The sequence below is a fragment of the Jeongeupia sp. USM3 genome (genome assembly GCF_001808185.1).
Classification (GTDB): domain Bacteria; phylum Pseudomonadota; class Gammaproteobacteria; order Burkholderiales; family Chitinibacteraceae; genus Jeongeupia.
Window position 1 is genome coordinate 1,906,424 of sequence record NZ_CP017668.1, and the last position, 15,484, is coordinate 1,921,907.

Annotated in this window: 17 protein-coding genes and 1 tRNA gene; 10 read left to right on the plus strand and 8 right to left on the minus strand. The window is 66.5% G+C overall.

Annotated features, from left to right (window positions below; genetic code table 11):
• The first annotated feature begins 70 nt into the window (after positions 1-70).
• Positions 71-502 (plus strand): CBS domain-containing protein, encoded by a 432-nt coding sequence (locus tag BJP62_RS09020; RefSeq protein ID WP_070529138.1) that lies wholly within the window; start codon positions 71-73, stop codon positions 500-502.
• Positions 503-533: 31 nt separating this feature from the next.
• Entirely contained in the window at positions 534-1,187 is a 654-nt protein-coding gene (locus tag BJP62_RS09025; protein WP_070529141.1) for a pyrimidine 5'-nucleotidase, read from the plus strand.
• 48 nt (positions 1,188-1,235) lie between these two features.
• Here BJP62_RS09025 and BJP62_RS09030 read toward each other — a convergent pair whose 3' ends face one another.
• The 8 genes from BJP62_RS09030 to BJP62_RS09065 all read right to left on the minus strand — a co-directional run bounded on the left by BJP62_RS09030 (position 1,236) and on the right by BJP62_RS09065 (position 9,891).
• Positions 1,236-3,131 (minus strand): potassium transporter Kup, encoded by a 1,896-nt coding sequence (locus BJP62_RS09030; RefSeq protein WP_070529143.1) that lies wholly within the window; start codon positions 3,129-3,131, stop codon positions 1,236-1,238.
• A gap of 43 nt (positions 3,132-3,174) precedes the next feature.
• Entirely contained in the window at positions 3,175-3,744 is a 570-nt protein-coding gene (ampD, locus tag BJP62_RS09035) for a 1,6-anhydro-N-acetylmuramyl-L-alanine amidase AmpD (RefSeq protein WP_070529146.1), read from the minus strand.
• Complete coding sequence (locus tag BJP62_RS09040; protein ID WP_083300807.1) at positions 3,741-5,093, minus strand: sigma-54 dependent transcriptional regulator; 1,353 nt, start codon at positions 5,091-5,093, stop codon at positions 3,741-3,743. Before BJP62_RS09040 ends, ampD begins: the two co-directional genes overlap by 4 nt.
• On the minus strand, positions 5,074-6,693 hold the full coding sequence (locus tag BJP62_RS09045) for a PAS domain-containing sensor histidine kinase (RefSeq protein ID WP_083300808.1): 1,620 nt from the start codon (positions 6,691-6,693) through the stop codon (positions 5,074-5,076). Before BJP62_RS09045 ends, BJP62_RS09040 begins: the two co-directional genes overlap by 20 nt.
• A 7-nt stretch (positions 6,694-6,700) precedes the next feature.
• The gene (locus BJP62_RS09050; RefSeq protein ID WP_070529149.1) at positions 6,701-7,198 is read right to left on the minus strand and encodes an RNA pyrophosphohydrolase; all 498 of its coding nucleotides are present in this window, start codon (positions 7,196-7,198) and stop codon (positions 6,701-6,703) included.
• Between the two features lie 138 nt (positions 7,199-7,336).
• Positions 7,337-8,125, minus strand: a complete 789-nt coding sequence (locus tag BJP62_RS09055; protein ID WP_070529152.1) for a fused MFS/spermidine synthase — start codon at positions 8,123-8,125, stop codon at positions 7,337-7,339.
• Positions 8,125-9,069, minus strand: coding sequence for a tRNA 2-thiocytidine(32) synthetase TtcA (ttcA, locus tag BJP62_RS09060; RefSeq protein ID WP_070529155.1), 945 nt, complete (start codon positions 9,067-9,069; stop codon positions 8,125-8,127). Before ttcA ends, BJP62_RS09055 begins: the two co-directional genes overlap by 1 nt.
• 81 nt (positions 9,070-9,150) lie before the next feature.
• Positions 9,151-9,891: a pteridine reductase gene (locus BJP62_RS09065; RefSeq protein ID WP_070529158.1), complete on the minus strand. Its 741-nt coding sequence runs from the start codon at positions 9,889-9,891 to the stop codon at positions 9,151-9,153.
• A gap of 81 nt (positions 9,892-9,972) precedes the next feature.
• Here BJP62_RS09065 and BJP62_RS09070 point away from each other — a divergent pair, with 81 nt between their 5' ends.
• The 8 genes from BJP62_RS09070 (at position 9,973) to miaB (ending at position 15,408) form a co-directional block, all read left to right on the plus strand.
• On the plus strand, positions 9,973-11,142 hold the full coding sequence (locus tag BJP62_RS09070) for a class I SAM-dependent methyltransferase (protein ID WP_070529159.1): 1,170 nt from the start codon (positions 9,973-9,975) through the stop codon (positions 11,140-11,142).
• Between the two features lie 43 nt (positions 11,143-11,185).
• Positions 11,186-11,262 (plus strand) — tRNA-Met (locus BJP62_RS09075).
• A 101-nt stretch (positions 11,263-11,363) separates the two neighbouring features.
• Entirely contained in the window at positions 11,364-12,218 is an 855-nt protein-coding gene (locus BJP62_RS09080; protein WP_070529161.1) for a CPBP family intramembrane glutamic endopeptidase, read from the plus strand.
• Positions 12,219-12,447: 229 nt separating this feature from the next.
• On the plus strand, positions 12,448-12,984 hold the full coding sequence (locus BJP62_RS09085) for a YfaZ family outer membrane protein (protein WP_070529170.1): 537 nt from the start codon (positions 12,448-12,450) through the stop codon (positions 12,982-12,984).
• Between the two features lie 85 nt (positions 12,985-13,069).
• Complete coding sequence (locus BJP62_RS09090) at positions 13,070-13,336, plus strand: GlsB/YeaQ/YmgE family stress response membrane protein (protein ID WP_070529171.1); 267 nt, start codon at positions 13,070-13,072, stop codon at positions 13,334-13,336.
• An 18-nt stretch (positions 13,337-13,354) separates the two neighbouring features.
• Entirely contained in the window at positions 13,355-13,567 is a 213-nt protein-coding gene (locus BJP62_RS09095) for a hypothetical protein (RefSeq protein WP_070529173.1), read from the plus strand.
• 111 nt (positions 13,568-13,678) lie between these two features.
• Positions 13,679-14,047 carry a hypothetical protein gene (locus tag BJP62_RS17990; protein ID WP_083300809.1) on the plus strand — a complete coding sequence of 123 codons (369 nt, stop codon included), beginning with the start codon at positions 13,679-13,681 and terminating at the stop codon, positions 14,045-14,047.
• Positions 14,044-15,408 carry a tRNA (N6-isopentenyl adenosine(37)-C2)-methylthiotransferase MiaB gene (gene miaB, locus BJP62_RS09100; protein WP_083300810.1) on the plus strand — a complete coding sequence of 455 codons (1,365 nt, stop codon included), beginning with the start codon at positions 14,044-14,046 and terminating at the stop codon, positions 15,406-15,408. Before BJP62_RS17990 ends, miaB begins: the two co-directional genes overlap by 4 nt.
• The last annotated feature ends 76 nt before the right edge of the window (positions 15,409-15,484 follow it).

Sequence of the window (15,484 nt, forward strand, 5' to 3'; positions counted from 1 at the left end):
CAAGTGGGCCGGGGCTGACTAGATTGGAATTGACCGCGGCACAGCGGTCGACTCGAATCCAGGAGCCACGATGAAAAACGCCCGCCACCTACTCGCCGAGAAAAAGATTTCCGGCACGCTGTCGATTGCACCGGACGCTACCGTCTACCAGGCACTGCAGTTGCTCGCCGAAATGAACATCGGCGCACTGCTGGTCATGGACGGCGACAGCCTCGTCGGCATGTTTTCCGAGCGCGACTACGCGCGCAAGGTCGTACTGATGGGCAAGACCTCGGCCGGTACGCCGGTGTCCGAGATCATGACGCGCAAGCTGATCTGCGTCACGCCGAAGGCGACCGTCGACGAATGCATGGCGCTGGTCACCGAAAAACGCATCCGCCACCTGCCGGTGATCGAGGACGACAAGGTGCTCGGCGTGCTGTCGATCGGCGACCTGGTGCGCGAAACCATCGCCGACCAGCAGTTCACGATCGACCAGCTGGTCCATTACATCCACCGCTGATCGCGGCCGGCGGCAGCCGGGCGCCCCACCGATGCCGCTACCCCGTCAACCGATCTGGCTGTTCGACCTCGACAACACGCTGCACGACGCCAGCCGTCATGCCTTCCCGACCATCGACGCGGCGATGACCGGCTTTATCGCCGACGCGCTGCAGTTGCCCGACGCCGACGCATCGACGCTGCGCGTCGCGTACTGGCACCGTTACGGCGCGACCCTGCTCGGACTGATCCGCCACCACCCGCATGTCGACCCGCGGCACTTCCTTGCCCACAGCCACCCGCTCGACGTGCTGACCCGCAGCGTCCATCCGATGCCGGGGCTGGCACGCACGCTGGCGCGCCTGCCCGGCCGCAAATACCTGTTCACCAACGGCCCGCACGACTACGCCGAGGCGATGCTGGCGGCGCTGGGGATTTCGCATCATTTTGCCGGCGTGTTCTCGATCGAATCGGCCCGCTATGCGCCCAAACCGCAAGCACGCGCCTACCGGACGCTGTTGCGGCAATGGCAGCTGGACCCGCGACGCTGCGTGCTGGTCGAAGACACCGCCGCCAACCTGAAGCCGGCACGCCGGCTCGGCATCGCGACGGTGCTGATCCGCAAGGGCACGCGCCGCAGCGTCTGGGCCGACTGGCAGGTCCCGCACCTCGCCGCACTGGCCGGGCGCTGGTCGCACCGGCGCTGAAACGACAACGGCGACCCGAAGGTCGCCGTTGCATGTCGAACGAGCAGATCAAAGCTCGACCTGCGTCCCCATTTCGACCACGCGGTTCGGCGGAATCTTGAAGAACTGCGTCGCCCGGGTGGCGTTGCGGTTCATCAGCGAGAAGATCTTGCGGCGCCAGAAGCTCATCGCCGGGTACTTCGCTTCGACGATGGTTTCGCGCGACAGGAAGAACGAGGTCTGCATCGGATCGAAACGCAGTTCGGCCTGCAGCGATTCGACCTGAGCCAGCACCTCGGGCACGCTCTGCTCCTCCTTGAAACCGTAGGTGGCGATGATCTGGAAGAAGCTCTCGCCGAGCCTGCGCACGATCACGCGTTCGCGCTTGGTCACAAAGGGGATGTCGGCGGTCTTGATGGTCAGGAACACCACCTGGTCGTGCAACACCTTGTTGTGCTTGAGGTTGTGCAGCAGTGCATGCGGCACCGAATCGGCGCTGGCGGTCATGAAGACCGCAACTCCTTCAACCCGGGTCGGCGGCGATGCCTCGAGGCTTTCGACGAAGCCCTCAAGGGGCAGCTCGCCGGCAAGCAGGCGCTCGTACAGCAGCTTGCGCCCGCGCTTCCAGGTCATCATCAGCGTGAACGCGGCAAGACCGACCATCAGCGGGAACCAGCCGCCCTCGAAGACCTTCAGCGCATTGGCCGAGAACAGCAGCGTATCGACGACCAGCAGCACCATCAGCGAGCCGATGGCCACCCACTTGCGCCAGCCGCCGAAGATGTGGCCCACGACGGCAAAGGCCAGGATCGTGGTGATCAGCATCGTGCAGGTCACCGCAAAGCCGTAGGCCGAGGCCAGGCTGCCGGAGGAGCGGAAGCCCAGCACCAGCAGGATCACCGCGATCAGCAGGAACCAGTTGATCCCGGGCATGTAGATCTGCCCTTTCTCGGTTTCAGACGTGTGCAGGATGTCCATGCGCGGGCAGAAGCCGAGGTGCACCGCCTGGTTGGTCATCGAGTACGCGCCCGAAATCACCGCCTGCGAGGCGATCACCGTGGCAAAGGTCGCCAGCACCACCAGCGGCACCAGCCCCCAGCTCGGCGCCAGCAGGAAGAAGGGGTTCTTGATCGTCGCCGGGTCGGAGAGCAGCAAGGCGCCCTGGCCGAAATAGTTGAGCGTCAGCGCCGGCAGCACGAAGGAGAACCATGCGCGGCTGATGATGGGGCGGCCGAAATGGCCCATGTCGGCGTAAAGCGCTTCGGCCCCGGTCAGCGCCAGCACGACTGCGCCGAGCAGGAAGAATGCCTGCGTGGGGTTATCCACAATGAACTGGAACGCGTAATACGGGTTCAGCGCATGCAATACCGTCGGGTTCAGGAACACGTGCCAGGCGCCGAGGACGCCGAGGACCGTGAACCACAACAGCATCACCGGGCCGAACAGCTTGCCGACCGAGGCGGTACCGTGGCGCTGCATCGCGAACAGGCCGACCAGCACGCCGATGGTGATCGGAATGATGTAGGGATCGAAGGTATGCGAAACGACGCCGATGCCTTCGAGGGCCGAAAGCACCGAAATCGCCGGGGTAATCATGCTGTCGCCGTAGAACAGCGCCGCACCGAAAATCCCCAGTGCCGTCAGCACCTTGGCCTTGCGGCTGCCCGTTTTCAACTGGCGCAGCGCCAGCGCCAGCAGCGCGAGAATGCCGCCTTCGCCGCGGTTGTCGGCGCGCAGGATGATGATCACGTACTTGAGCGAGACGACCAGCATCAGCCCCCAGAAGATCATCGACAGCATGCCGAGGACGTTTTCCGGGTTGATCGCCAGCGGGATATGGCCGTTCAGCCCCTCGCGCAAGGTGTAGAGCGGGCTGGTACCGATGTCGCCGTACACCACGCCGAGCGCGGCCAGCATCAGCCCGCTCGTTTTCGACTGCTCGTTGCCCTGCGATGCACTACCCATGGAACACCCCTGCAAATTGGTCGCCGATTATAGCGCCGCCGGCTTAAGCGGCAAGCGGATCAGCCTTGAGCTGTGGCAAGGCCGCATGGATTCGCTGCCAGTGAAAATGTGGCCCCGGGTCGGTCTTGCGCAGCGGCGCGATATCGCAATGGCCGACGAGCTCCCTGACAGGATGGCGCACCGCCAGCGCCTCGGCCAGCCGGATCAGCGCATCGTACTGGATGTCCTCGTACGGCACGAGGTCGCTGCCTTCGAGTTCGATGCCGATCGACACGTCGTTGCAGCCGGGCCGGCCGCGCCAGCTCGACGCGCCGGCATGCCAGGCACGCGCCGTCGTCGGCACGAACTGCATCACCGTACCGTCGCGGCGGATGAAGAAATGCGCCGACACCCGTAGCCGCGCCAGCACGTCGTATCCGGGCGCGGCCTGCGGGTCGACCCGGTTGGTGAACAGCCGCAACACGTCGTCCCCGCCGAAGCGGCCGGCCGGCAGGCTGATGTTGTGGACGACGAGCAGGCTGATCTCCGCGCCATCGGGCCGCGCGTCGCAGTTCGGGCTAGCCACGACGGTCGCCGCGTCGCACCAGCCGGCGTCGTCGACCTGCCATTTCATGTGTCGCCCCGGCCGGCAATGCCGAGCCGGTCCATCCGGTAGCGCAGGCTGCGGAAGGTCACGCCGAGCGTCTTGGCGGCCTGGGTCCGGTTGCCGCCGGTCTTGTCGATCGCCTCGAGGATCGCCTGCTTCTCGACCCGGTCGAGGTAGTCCTGCAGGCCGCCGCCGTCGGCATGTCCGGGCTCGAGATCCTCGCGGTCGAGCTGCAGGTCGCACGGCGTTACGGTTTCGCCGTCGGACAGCGCCAGCGCGCGCTCGAGCATGTTCTCGAGCTCGCGCACATTGCCCGGAAAATGGTAGCGCGCCAGCGCGGCCAGCGCCTCCGGCGCGAACACCGGCACGTCGATGCCGTTGCAGTCGGCAAGCCGGGCGACGATGTGCCGGGCCAGCAGGACGATGTCGTCGCCCATCTCGCGCAGCGGCGGCATCTTCAGCTCGATCACGTTGAGCCGGTAATACAGGTCGAGCCGGAAGCGGCCGGCATCGACACAATCGGCGAGATTCTGGTGGGTCGCCGAGATCAGCCGCACGTCGACCGGCTCCTCGGTCGTGCTGCCGACCTTGCGGACCTTGCGCTCCTGGATCACCCGCAGCAGCTTGACCTGCATCGCCAGCGGCAGGTCGGCGACCTCGTCGAGGAACAGCGTGCCGCCGCTGGCGGCCTGGAAGAAGCCGTCGCGGTCGCTGTCGGCGCCGGTGAACGCGCCCTTGCGGTAGCCAAAGAACTCGCTTTCGACGAGGTTTTCCGGAATCGCGCCGCAGTTGACCGCGACGAAAGGCTTGTCGGCGCGGCTTGAGCGGGCATGGATCAGCCGCGCCGCGCGCTCCTTGCCGCTGCCCGACTCGCCGGTCACGTAGACCGGCGCCTGGCTTCTGGCGAGCTTGGCGACGAGCTCGTGGACCTGGCGGATCGCCGGCGAGTCGCCAAGCAGCGGCGATTCGCCGGCAGGGACCGGTGCGGCCTCGTCGTCGAGCTGCAGCGCCGACTTGACCAGCGTGCGCAGCTGCTCGAGCGACACCGGCTTGGCCAGATAGTCGAACGCACCGGCCTTGAGCGCGGCGACGGCGTTGTCGGTGCTGCCGTAGGCGGTGATCACCGCCGCCGGCACGTCGAGCCGTGCCGACTGGACGTGGCGGATCAGCTCGATCCCTTCGCCGTCGGGCATGCGCATGTCGGTCAGCAGCAGATCGTAGTTGCGCGTGTCGAGCAGCGCCCGCGCCTCGGCGACGTTGTTGGCCTTGTCGACGTCGAGCCCCAGCTTGACGAGGGTCAGTTCGAGCAGGTCGGCGAGGTCGACTTCGTCGTCGACGACGAGCACCCTGCGTTGGTTACGCGGTTTCCTGGCCATCATTCATTCCGAACACAATACGAAAGCGCACGCCGGAGTCCGGCGGCAGCGGCACATACTCGAGCCGTGCGGCGTTGGCGGCGCAGATCTCGCGGGCAATATACAGCCCGAGACCGGTGCCCTTGGATTCGGTGGTGAAAAACGGCTCGAACAGTTGCGTCAGCGCATCGCGCGCGACCGGCGGGCCGTCGTTGTCGACGTTGAGCTGCCAGCGGCCGTCGTCGTTGACCACGGTCACGATCAGGCTGTCCGGCGTCTTGCGGCAGTAGCGCCAGCCGTTGCGCAACAGGTTCCACACGACCTGGTGCAGGTGGCCCGGATCGAAGCGGATGCCCGCGTCGTCGGGGCAGACGACGACGATGGCACCGCCGATCCGTTCGGTCTGGCGGAACTCGTCGACAAAGGCCGCCAGCCACGGTCCGAGCGCAACCGGCCGCATGTCGACGCGGTCGCGCCGGTTCAGTTCGAGCACCTCCTTGACCATCCGCTCGAGCCGCCGGGCATTGTCGCCGATGATCCGCGTCAGCTTCTGCATCAGCAGGTTGTCGCCGGCCTCCTCCTTCAGCAACTGGCCGGCGTGGCTGATCGCACCGAGCGGATTGCGGATCTCGTGCGCCAGGTTCGCCGTCAGCCGGCCGAGCGCGGCGAGCTTGAGCTGCTGGGCCTCGCGCCGCAACCGGTCCATGTCCTCGAGGTAGACGAGCACGTTGCCGTCCGGATCGGGCCCCAGCGGCACGAAACGCGGCCGCAATGTCTTGTATGCGCCGTCGAGCTGCAGCAGGCCCGCCGGCTGCGACACATCGCGCCGCCACGTCGCCAGCGACTGCGCCAGCACCGGCAGCGCGCTCAGCGACTGGCCCGCCAGCAGCGGCACGTCGAGCAGCCGCTGCGCCTGGGCGTTGAACTGGCGCAGCTGGTCGTGCCCGTCGACGACGATCACGCCGTCGGACACGTCCTGCAGGATGCGGGCGTTGAGCTGGCCGAGGTTTTCCAGGTCGATGCCGCGCTGCTCGGCCAGCGCCTCGCTTTCGCGGGCGAATCCGGCCAGACGGTGCGCCAGCCACGCGAAGGCGAAGCACGCCGTGCACAGCATCGCCGGCACGAGGAACTCGTCGGCACCGGCCTGGCCGGCGACCACCTGCCACAGCTGCTCGCCGAGCAGCGCCAGGCTGGCGACGGCGGCGTGGAACAGCGTCATCCGGCCGCGCGAGATCAGCCCGGCCGCGGCCAGATACGGCAGCAGCAGAATGCCGAGGCCGCTCTTGATCCCGCCCATCAGGTGCATCAGCGTCACAAGGAAGACGATGTCGGTGACCGCCTGGATCGACAGCTGGGTCTGGAACGCCGGCCTGCGCCGGTGGATGCCGATGGCGAACAGCACCGACAGCGCCGCATCGGCCAGCGCCAGGATGACGAAGGCGTCGTAGCTGTTGCTGTCGGCCTGCGCCAGCCTTGCGCGCCAGCCGATGCTGGCGAACAGGCCGAGGGCAGCCATCAGCCGGAAGGCGTTGAACAGCGACAGCGAGCGCCAGTGCGCCTCGGACGGAAAAACGCCGCGGCCGCTCATGCGGTCCGCGGCGTCGGCCGGCAGGATCGGCAAGCCATCGTCAGTGCGACGCCCGCCGGGCCGCTTCGCTGCCGATGAAGCGGACCAGTTCGGACAGCGCGGCCTCGTAGACACCGCGCTTGAAATCGATCACGGCCTCCAGCGGCGACCAGTAGTCGCTCCAGCGCCAGGCATCGAACTCCGGATGCGTGGTCTTGCGCAGGCACACGTCGGAATCGCGGCCCACCAGCCGCAGCAGGAACCAGATCTGCTTCTGGCCCTTGTAGGTTCCACGCCATTCGCGTCGAACCCAGTGGGTCGGCACATCGTATTTCAACCAGTCGCGGGTGCGGCCGAGGATCTGCACATGCTCGGGCGCAAGGCCCGTTTCCTCCATCAGTTCGCGGAACATGGCGTCTTCGGGCGATTCGCCCTGCTTGATCCCGCCCTGCGGGAACTGCCAGGAATGTTCGCGCACGCGCTTGCCCCAGAACACCTGGTTTTGACGGTTGACGATGATGATGCCGACGTTCGGGCGGTAGCCGTCACGGTCGAGCATAGTCTTACCTTTTAAACTTCAGTTACCACCGATTTTTCCACATCCGGCGCAGCTTGGGAACGCCCATCGTGCGGCCGGAGGCGCGTATGACAAGCAAAGTCTGCGCCTGCTCGCCGCCGCAAGTCCGTCGCGACGGTTTCAGACGAAAAGCTTGCGGTCGTTGTGCGGATTCATCCGCGCCAGATCGGCGACGAACTCGTCGAATTCGAGCCCGTACTGCGCGGTCAGTTCGGCCGCGCGCCTGGCCAGCAGGTCCCAGCGCGGCTCGCCCTGCGCCTTCCGGAAGCCGAAGGCGATCACGTTGCCCTTCTGCCTGGCCGGCAGCAGCACGAGGCGGCCGTCGAAGACCTGCGACAGCCGTTCGCAGTATTGGGTAAAGCGCTTGTCTGAGCCCCACAGGTTGACCGCCAGCACGCCGTTGTCGGTCAGCCGGTCGCGGCAGGCTTCGAAGAACTCGGTCGTCGCCAGCGGCGGCGCGATGCCGGTCGCCGAATACGCGTCCATGACGATGAAGTCGCAACTCGCTTCGGCCGTCGCCACCAGATGCGCGGCACCGTCGCCGGCGATCACCTCGAGGCGTTCGTCGTCGTCGGGCAGCGCGAACATCGAGCGCGCGACATTGATCACCTGCCGATGCAGTTCGACACAGGTGAGCCGGGTCCCCGGCAGCTTCGCATGCACCCACTTGGCAATCGAACCGCCCCCCAGCCCGATCAGTAGCACCGTCCTGGGCGGCGGCACGAACAGCAGCACGCCGAACACGCAGCGCGAATACGCCAGCACGAGCTCGAGCGGATCGTTGATGCGCATCGCGCTCTGGGTGTCGTCATGGCCGAAGTGCAGCTTGCGGATGCCGAACTCTTCGGAAATGTCGATCACCAGGTCGTCGTCGGGCCGGCTGGAAAAACGCTTCGAGCGGAACAGCATCAGTCGTCCCCGCAGCCGCCGGCGTCCGCCGGCTTGCTGGCGAGGATGTTGATCGTGTTCGGTTCGCTGAAGGTTTCGCGGTCGAAGGCCTTGTCGCCGTCGGCACGGGCGACGCCGTCGGCGCGGGCGCCGGCGAAGTCGTAGAGCTTGTTGTCGGCCAGATGGCTCGGCACGACGTTCTGCAAGGCGCGGAACATCGACTCGATCCGGCCCGGGAAGCGCTTGTCCCAGTCGGCGATCATCTCGCCGACGACCGCCCGCTGCAGGTTCGGCTGGCTGCCGCAGAGGTTGCACGGAATGATCGGGAAGCCCTTGGCTTCCGAATAGCGGACGATGTCCTTCTCGCGGCAGTACGCCAGCGGCCGGATCACCACGTGCTTGCCGTCGTCGGACACGAGCTTGGGCGGCATCGCCTTGAGCTTGCCGCCGTAGAACATGTTCAGGAACAGCGTTTCGAGAATGTCCTCGCGATGGTGGCCGAGCGCGATCTTGGTCGCGCCGAGTTCGTCGGCCACGCGGTAGAGGATGCCGCGACGCAGCCGCGAGCACAGGCTGCACGTCGTCTTGCCCTCGGGCACCAGCTTCTTGACGATGCTGTACGTGTCTTCCTCGATGATCCGGTAATCGACGCCGATGCTTTTCAGGTAGTCGGGCAGCACGTGCTCGGGAAAGCCCGGCTGCTTCTGGTCGAGGTTGACCGCAACGATCGAGAAGTCGATCGGAGCCGATTTCTGCAGCCCGAGCAGGATGTCGAGCATCGTGTAGCTGTCCTTGCCGCCGGACAGGCACACCATGATCCTGTCGCCGGGCTCGATCATGTTGAAGTCGTTGATCGCGTCGCCGACGGCGTGGCGCAGCCACTTGGTCAGCTTGTTGACGTTGAGCTGGGCCTTCTTGTCGGCGTCGGCCACCGCGGTGGCCTCGGTGCTGGTGTGCTGGGTCATGATCCGAATGCCGACGGGGCGCGCCGCGCCCCGTCGTAGATGATTGAATTGGCGGTGATTTTAGCGCATTCGACGCCGGTCTTACAGCACCACGCTGCGTCCGCCGTCGACCGGCAGCACCACGCCGGTCAGGTAGGGCGCATCGAGCAGGAAGGCGATCGCCTGCGCCAGATCGTCGGGCGTGCCGGTACGGCCAAGCGGAATCGTCGCGAGGATGCGCTCGCGCTCGGCCGCGTCGAACACCCCGCCGTCGTCGGGCCAGAGGTTGGCGCCCGGCGCGACCGCGTTGACGCGCACCGCAGGCGCCAGCTCGCGCGCCAGCCCCCTGGTCATTGCGACCAGCCCGGCCTTGGCGACCGTGTACAGCATCAGCCCCGGGTAGGGCCGGTCGGCATGGATGTCGGCAATGCTGACGATGCTGCCCCCGCTTGCGGCAAGCGCCTTTGCGGCGGCCTGGGCGAGGAACAGCGGCGCCTTCAGGTTGGAGCCGACGAGCTCGTCCCACGCCGCCTCGGTGAATTCGCCGACCGGCGTCGGGTAGAACGCCGACGCATTGTTGACCAGCGCATCGAGCCGGCCGAAGGCGTTCAGCGCCGCGTCGACGAGTTCGGGCAGCCGGCCCGTATCGAGCAGGTCCAGACCGGCGACCACCGCCGAACCCGGCCTGACGGCATTCAGCCCGGCCGCCAGCGCCCGTGCCGCATCGCCGTTGCTACGGTAGTGGATCACCACGCGCCAGCCGCGTGCATGCAGATAGCGCACCAGCCCGGCACCGACCCGCTTCGCCGCACCGGTGACCAGCGCCACCCTGTCCTGACTCATTGCCTCTCCCCGGGCACGGCGACGAGACGCCGCCACAGCCATTACAATCATCGTTTGTCCTGCCGGAATTCTGCTGTCGTCATGAATACACCGCAACTGCCCGCGCCGAGCGCGGATGCCGTTAGCGCCAGCGCCGCGCTGGTCGAACGCATCCGCCAGTCCATTCTGGAGGCCGGCGGATGGCTGCCGTTCGCCGACTACATGCGGCTGGCACTGTACAGCCCCGGCCTTGGCTACTACTCGGGCGGCGCAGCCAAGTTCGGCGCCGAGGGCGATTTCACCACGGCCCCCGAGCTGTCGCCGCTGTTCGGCGCCTGCATCGCCGACACCGCCGCTGCGGTGCTCGCCGCACTCGGCCCCGATGGCGAGGTCATGGAATTCGGCGCCGGCACCGGCAGGCTCGCCGCGCAACTGCTGCTCGGCCTCGAACGCCTCGGCCGGCTGCCGGCACGCTACTGCATCGTCGACCTGTCGGGCGAACTGCGCGAACGCCAGCGCGCAACGATCGCCGCCGCCGCGCCGCACCTGCTCGGCCGCGTCGACTGGCTCGACGCGCTGCCCGAGACGTTCAGCGGCTTCGTCGTCGGCAACGAGGTGCTCGACGCGATGCCGTGCGCCCTCGTCCACCGCGATGACGATGGCCGCTTGCACGAGCGCGGCGTCGTCTGGCGCGATGGCGCCTTTGGCTGGCAGGACCGGCCGCTGGCCGCGGGCCCGCTGTACGACCTCGCCGCCGCGCTGGCGCTGCCCAAGGGCTACACCACCGAAGTCCAGCCCGACATGCATGCCTATGTCGCCAGCGTTGCCGGCATGCTGACGCGCGGCGCGGCGCTGTGGCTCGACTACGGCTTCGCCCACGCCGAGTACTACCATCCGGAACGGCATATGGGCACGCTGATCGGCCACTACCGCCACCACACCGTGCACGACCCGTTCTTCCGGCCCGGCCTGACCGACCTGACCTGCCACGTCGATTTCTCGGCGGTCTACCGCGAGGCCGATGCCGCCGGCCTGGCGCTCGAAGGCTACGCGCCGCAGGCGCAGTACCTGCTCGATGCCGGCCTGCTGGACAAGCTCGCCGCACTCGGCACCGGCCATCCCGGCTATCTGGCCCAGGTCGCTGCGGTGCAAAAACTCACCAGCCCGGCCGAAATGGGCGACCTGTTCAAGGCCATCGCCTTCAGCAAGGCCATCGAACTGCCCGCCCTGCTGCCGGGCTTCGGCGGTCGGGACGACTCGCACAAGCTATAGCGCTTGACAGCCAGGCCAAATCCCGACAATATGCCGTCCTCTTGGCTATGTAGCTCAGTCGGTTAGAGCACAGCACTCATAATGCTGGGGTCGCAGGTTCGAGTCCCGCCATAGCCACCAGACATGCGCGAAAGCGCTGCAAAGAAGCCGTTGATTTTGAATGAAAGTTCGGAATCAGCGGCTTTTTTGCGTTCTGCTCGCCCGACACCGGTTCAACCGCCATGATTGCACTACCGTGGGTGGCCATTTTTCTTGCCGCGCCGACAACGTACTTCCCTGCCGTCCGCCGGCTGAGCCTGGGGCTGCTCGCCCTGGGTTACGCCGCAGCGCTGGCAAACGGGCAGCTTGGCCTTCCGGCCGCGATTCCCCTCGCGCTGCTCGTACTGGCCGCCCATGCCGTCCAGCCGGACCGCAAGCCGCATGTCCGGCGCATCGGGCACCTGCTGTTCATTGCGCTCGCCGTCGGGCTGAGCCTGCACTGGCTTCCCGGCTTTCATAATCCGCGGGTCATCGGTCCCGCGCAGTTCGGCCCGGGCGCCGTGCCGTTCACGATGCACCTCAACCTCGACAAGCCGCTGATCGGCTTCTGGCTGTTGCTGGTCTTGCCCTGGGTTCGCCCCCGGTACGGGTTGCGGACATCACTGCTCGCCGGTACCGGCGCCTGGCTGGTGACGACCGCGACCTGCCTTGCCGCGGCAACAGCGCTCGGGATCGTCGCGTGGGCGCCCAAATGGCCGGCCGCCAGCTGGCTCTGGCTGCTGAACAACCTGCTGCTGGTGACCTTTGCCGAGGAAGCCCTGTTTCGCGGCTACCTGCAGGGCGGCATGAGCCGGCTACTCAAGTCGCAGCCTTGCGGAGAGGTGCTTGCGATCGGTGCGGCAGCGGCCCTGTTCGGTCTGGCGCATATTGCAGGCGGCTGGCAATGGGTCGCACTGGCGAGCATCGCGGGGGTCGGATACGGACTGGCTTACCGGTTCGGCGGGCTGCAGGCGGCGGTACTCGCCCATTTTGGCCTGAACGCGACGCACTTTTTCCTGTTCACGTATCCGATGCTGCAGCGCGCCGGCGGGCAGTAGATTGCGCCCCGCGTCCGCCGTTCTCGGCGCACGGTCGCCGCCCGAGCGGCCAGGCATGGCGCCCAGCCAAGGAACGGCGTCCGTTCGGGCATGCCGGACGCCGCCGGCAAACAAGTTGCCTTCATCAACTTATGTACATTTTTGCCAAGCGTAAATCCTGCCGCCGGCGCGCGCTGACCTGCTCGCTACACTGACCGCCCAATTTGTCGGCCAGCCGGGAGCACCACGCATGAAGAACGCATTTTTCGCCACCGCCATCGGCGCCATTCTCCTCAGCGCCGGCGCCTCGGCGGCCGGCCTGTCGGCAATCGCCAGCGAAAACTACGTGGCCATGTCGGCCGACATCACCACGGGCGGACTGGGCCTCACGGCGGACTGGACCCACAACGACGACAAGGGCGATGCGGCCGGGATCGGCCTTGGCGTCGGCGTGCCGCTGGGCCGGGCGCTGCTGACCCTCGGCGGCAAGGTGATGTATCTCGATCCGAAGGATGCGACCACCGGCTATGCCGGCGCCCTCGGCGGCGGCATCACCATGCCGCTCGGCGAGCGTTTCGTCGTCTACGGCGAGGGCTACTATTCGCCGGACTCGCTGTCCAGCGGCGTCGAGTCGTATACCGAAGCCAAGGCCGGCGTGCGCTTCAAGATCACCAAGAACCTCGGCGCCGACGTCGGCTACAAGTACGTCAACATCGACTCGAAGGACGGCCGGCCGTCGGCCGAGCTGGCCAACGGCGCGTACGGCGGCATTACGCTGACGTTCTGATCCGGGACGGCCCGGCGCTTCCGTTTGGTTGCAGGCCGACAACGGTCTACGCTGAAAGCACCGCCATCACTTCCGGAAGGTCATTATGGGTTGGATCATTGCAATCATCGTCGGCGCGCTGATCGGCTGGCTGGCCAGCAAGGTCATGGGCACCGATTCGCAGCAGGGCGCGATCGCCAACATCATCGTCGGCATCGTCGGCTCGGCGCTGGGGCGCTGGGTCTTCGGCGACCTGCTCGGCATCGGCTCGGCCCAGTCGGCCGGCGGTTTCTCGCTGGCCGGGCTGGCGTTCGGCATTCTCGGCGCCGTGGTGCTGATCTGGGTGCTCAAGCTGGTCGGCATTTTCAGATAGCCGCAGCCGGAGCCAGCAATGAGTGACGTGCTGTCCTTCCCCGGGCACGAGCCGCGTCACCGGCTCAAGGTCCAGATCACGGTCGAACTCGAGCTGACGTCGTCGCAGGACGCGGCGTCGCTCGAGGACGAGCTGACCGATCTGGACTACACGCTCGCCTTCGTCGACGAGCACTACACCGACGACGAATCGGTATTCACCTGCAAGGTCCGGGTCGTCGAGCACGACTGACATTCCCGCCGGGCGGACCTGCCCGGCCCGCGGCGCCGCCACGCCCCGACCTGCTTTCGGATCAAGCACTTACTTGATACCATAACCGGTTTAATCCCGTTCGGTTGCCCCATGCGCCTCGCTGCCCTGCTGCTCGTCGCCGTTGCCGGTTCGGCCTTCGCCCAGCGCATCCTGCCGCCCAGCGGCAAGCTCGGCGAGCTCGAAGCCTATTCGCCGATGCAGAGCGTCAAGATCGACGGCGAGGTCTATCGTGCCGCGCCGGGCCTGCGCATCTACAACGCCGCCGGGGCCTTGCTGACGCCGCAGCAGATCGTGCGGATGCCCAAGGATGCCAAGATCTGGTACCAGATCGAGCGCAGCACCGGCTTCGCCTGGCGCATCTGGTTCCTCGGCGACGAGGAGTACGCCAACCTCAAGCAGCGCTACGTGAAGCCCGGCTTCGTTACCGCATCCGAACCCCAGTTAAGAACGCCAGAATGAGCAAGAAAGTATTCATCAAGACCTTCGGCTGCCAGATGAACGAGTACGACTCGGACAAGATGGTCGACCTGCTGAACGCCACCGACGGCCTGATCAAGACCGACAGCCCGGAAGACGCCGACGTCATCCTGTTCAACACCTGTAGCGTGCGCGAAAAGGCGCAGGAAAAGGTGTTCTCCGACCTCGGCCGCGTCAAGGAACTCAAGCTCAGGAACCCGAACCTCGTCATCGGCGTCGGCGGCTGTGTCGCGTCGCAGGAAGGCGAGGAAATCGTCAAGCGCGCCCCGTACGTCGACGTGGTGTTCGGCCCGCAGACGCTGCACCGGTTGCCCGAGCTGATCGCGCAGAAGCGCGCGACCGGCACCAGCCAGGTCGACATCAGCTTCCCCGAGATCGAAAAGTTCGACCACCTGCCGCCCGCGCGCGTCGACGGCGCCACGGCCTTCGTGTCGATCATGGAAGGCTGTTCGAAGTTCTGTTCGTTCTGCATCGTGCCGTACACGCGCGGCCAGGAAGTCAGCCGGCCGTTCGAGGACGTGCTCGCCGAAGTCGCCGGGCTGGCGCAGCAGGGCGTCAAGGAAGTGACCCTGCTGGGCCAGAACGTCAACGCCTACCGCGGCGCCATTCTTGACAGTGGCCTCGACGGCACCGAGAACGAGATCGCCGATTTCGCCACCCTGCTTGAATACGTGCACGAAGTACCGGGCATCGAGCGCATCCGCTACACGACCAGCCACCCGCGCGAGATGACCCAGCGCATCGTCGACTGCTACCGCACGCTGCCCAAGCTGGTATCGCACCTGCACCTGCCGGTACAGGCCGGTTCGGACCGCACGCTGGTGAACATGAAGCGCGGCTACACCACGCTCGAATACAAGAGCCTGGTGCGCAAACTGCGCGAAGCACGGCCGGGCATCTGCCTGTCGAGCGACTTCATCGTCGGCTTCCCCGGCGAGACCGACGACGATTTCGAACGCACGATGAAGCTGATCGAGGACGTGCGCTTCGACGCCAGCTTCAGCTTCATCTACAGCATGCGCCCGGGCACGCCAGCCGCCGACCTGCCCGACGACGTGCCACAGGACGTGAAGACCCGCCGCCTGATGCGCCTGCAGGCGCGGATCGAGGAGCTGGCACAGGAAGTGAACCAGGCGATGGTCGGCACCGTGCAGCGCGTGCTGGTCGAAGGGATTTCGAAGAAGGATCCGAACGAACTGGCCGGCCGCACCGACAACAACCGCATCGTCAACTTCGTCGGCCAGCCGCGGCTGATCGGCCAGTTTGCCGAGGTCTACGTGACCAAGTCGTTCTCGCACAGCCTCAAGGGCGAGATCGTCACGCACGAGGACGCGGTGGTCTGATCGAAGTCAGCGTCGGCACGGGCTATGCTGCAGACGGCATCCCGGATGGCGTATCGTCCAGCTTGTCCGGCTGCGC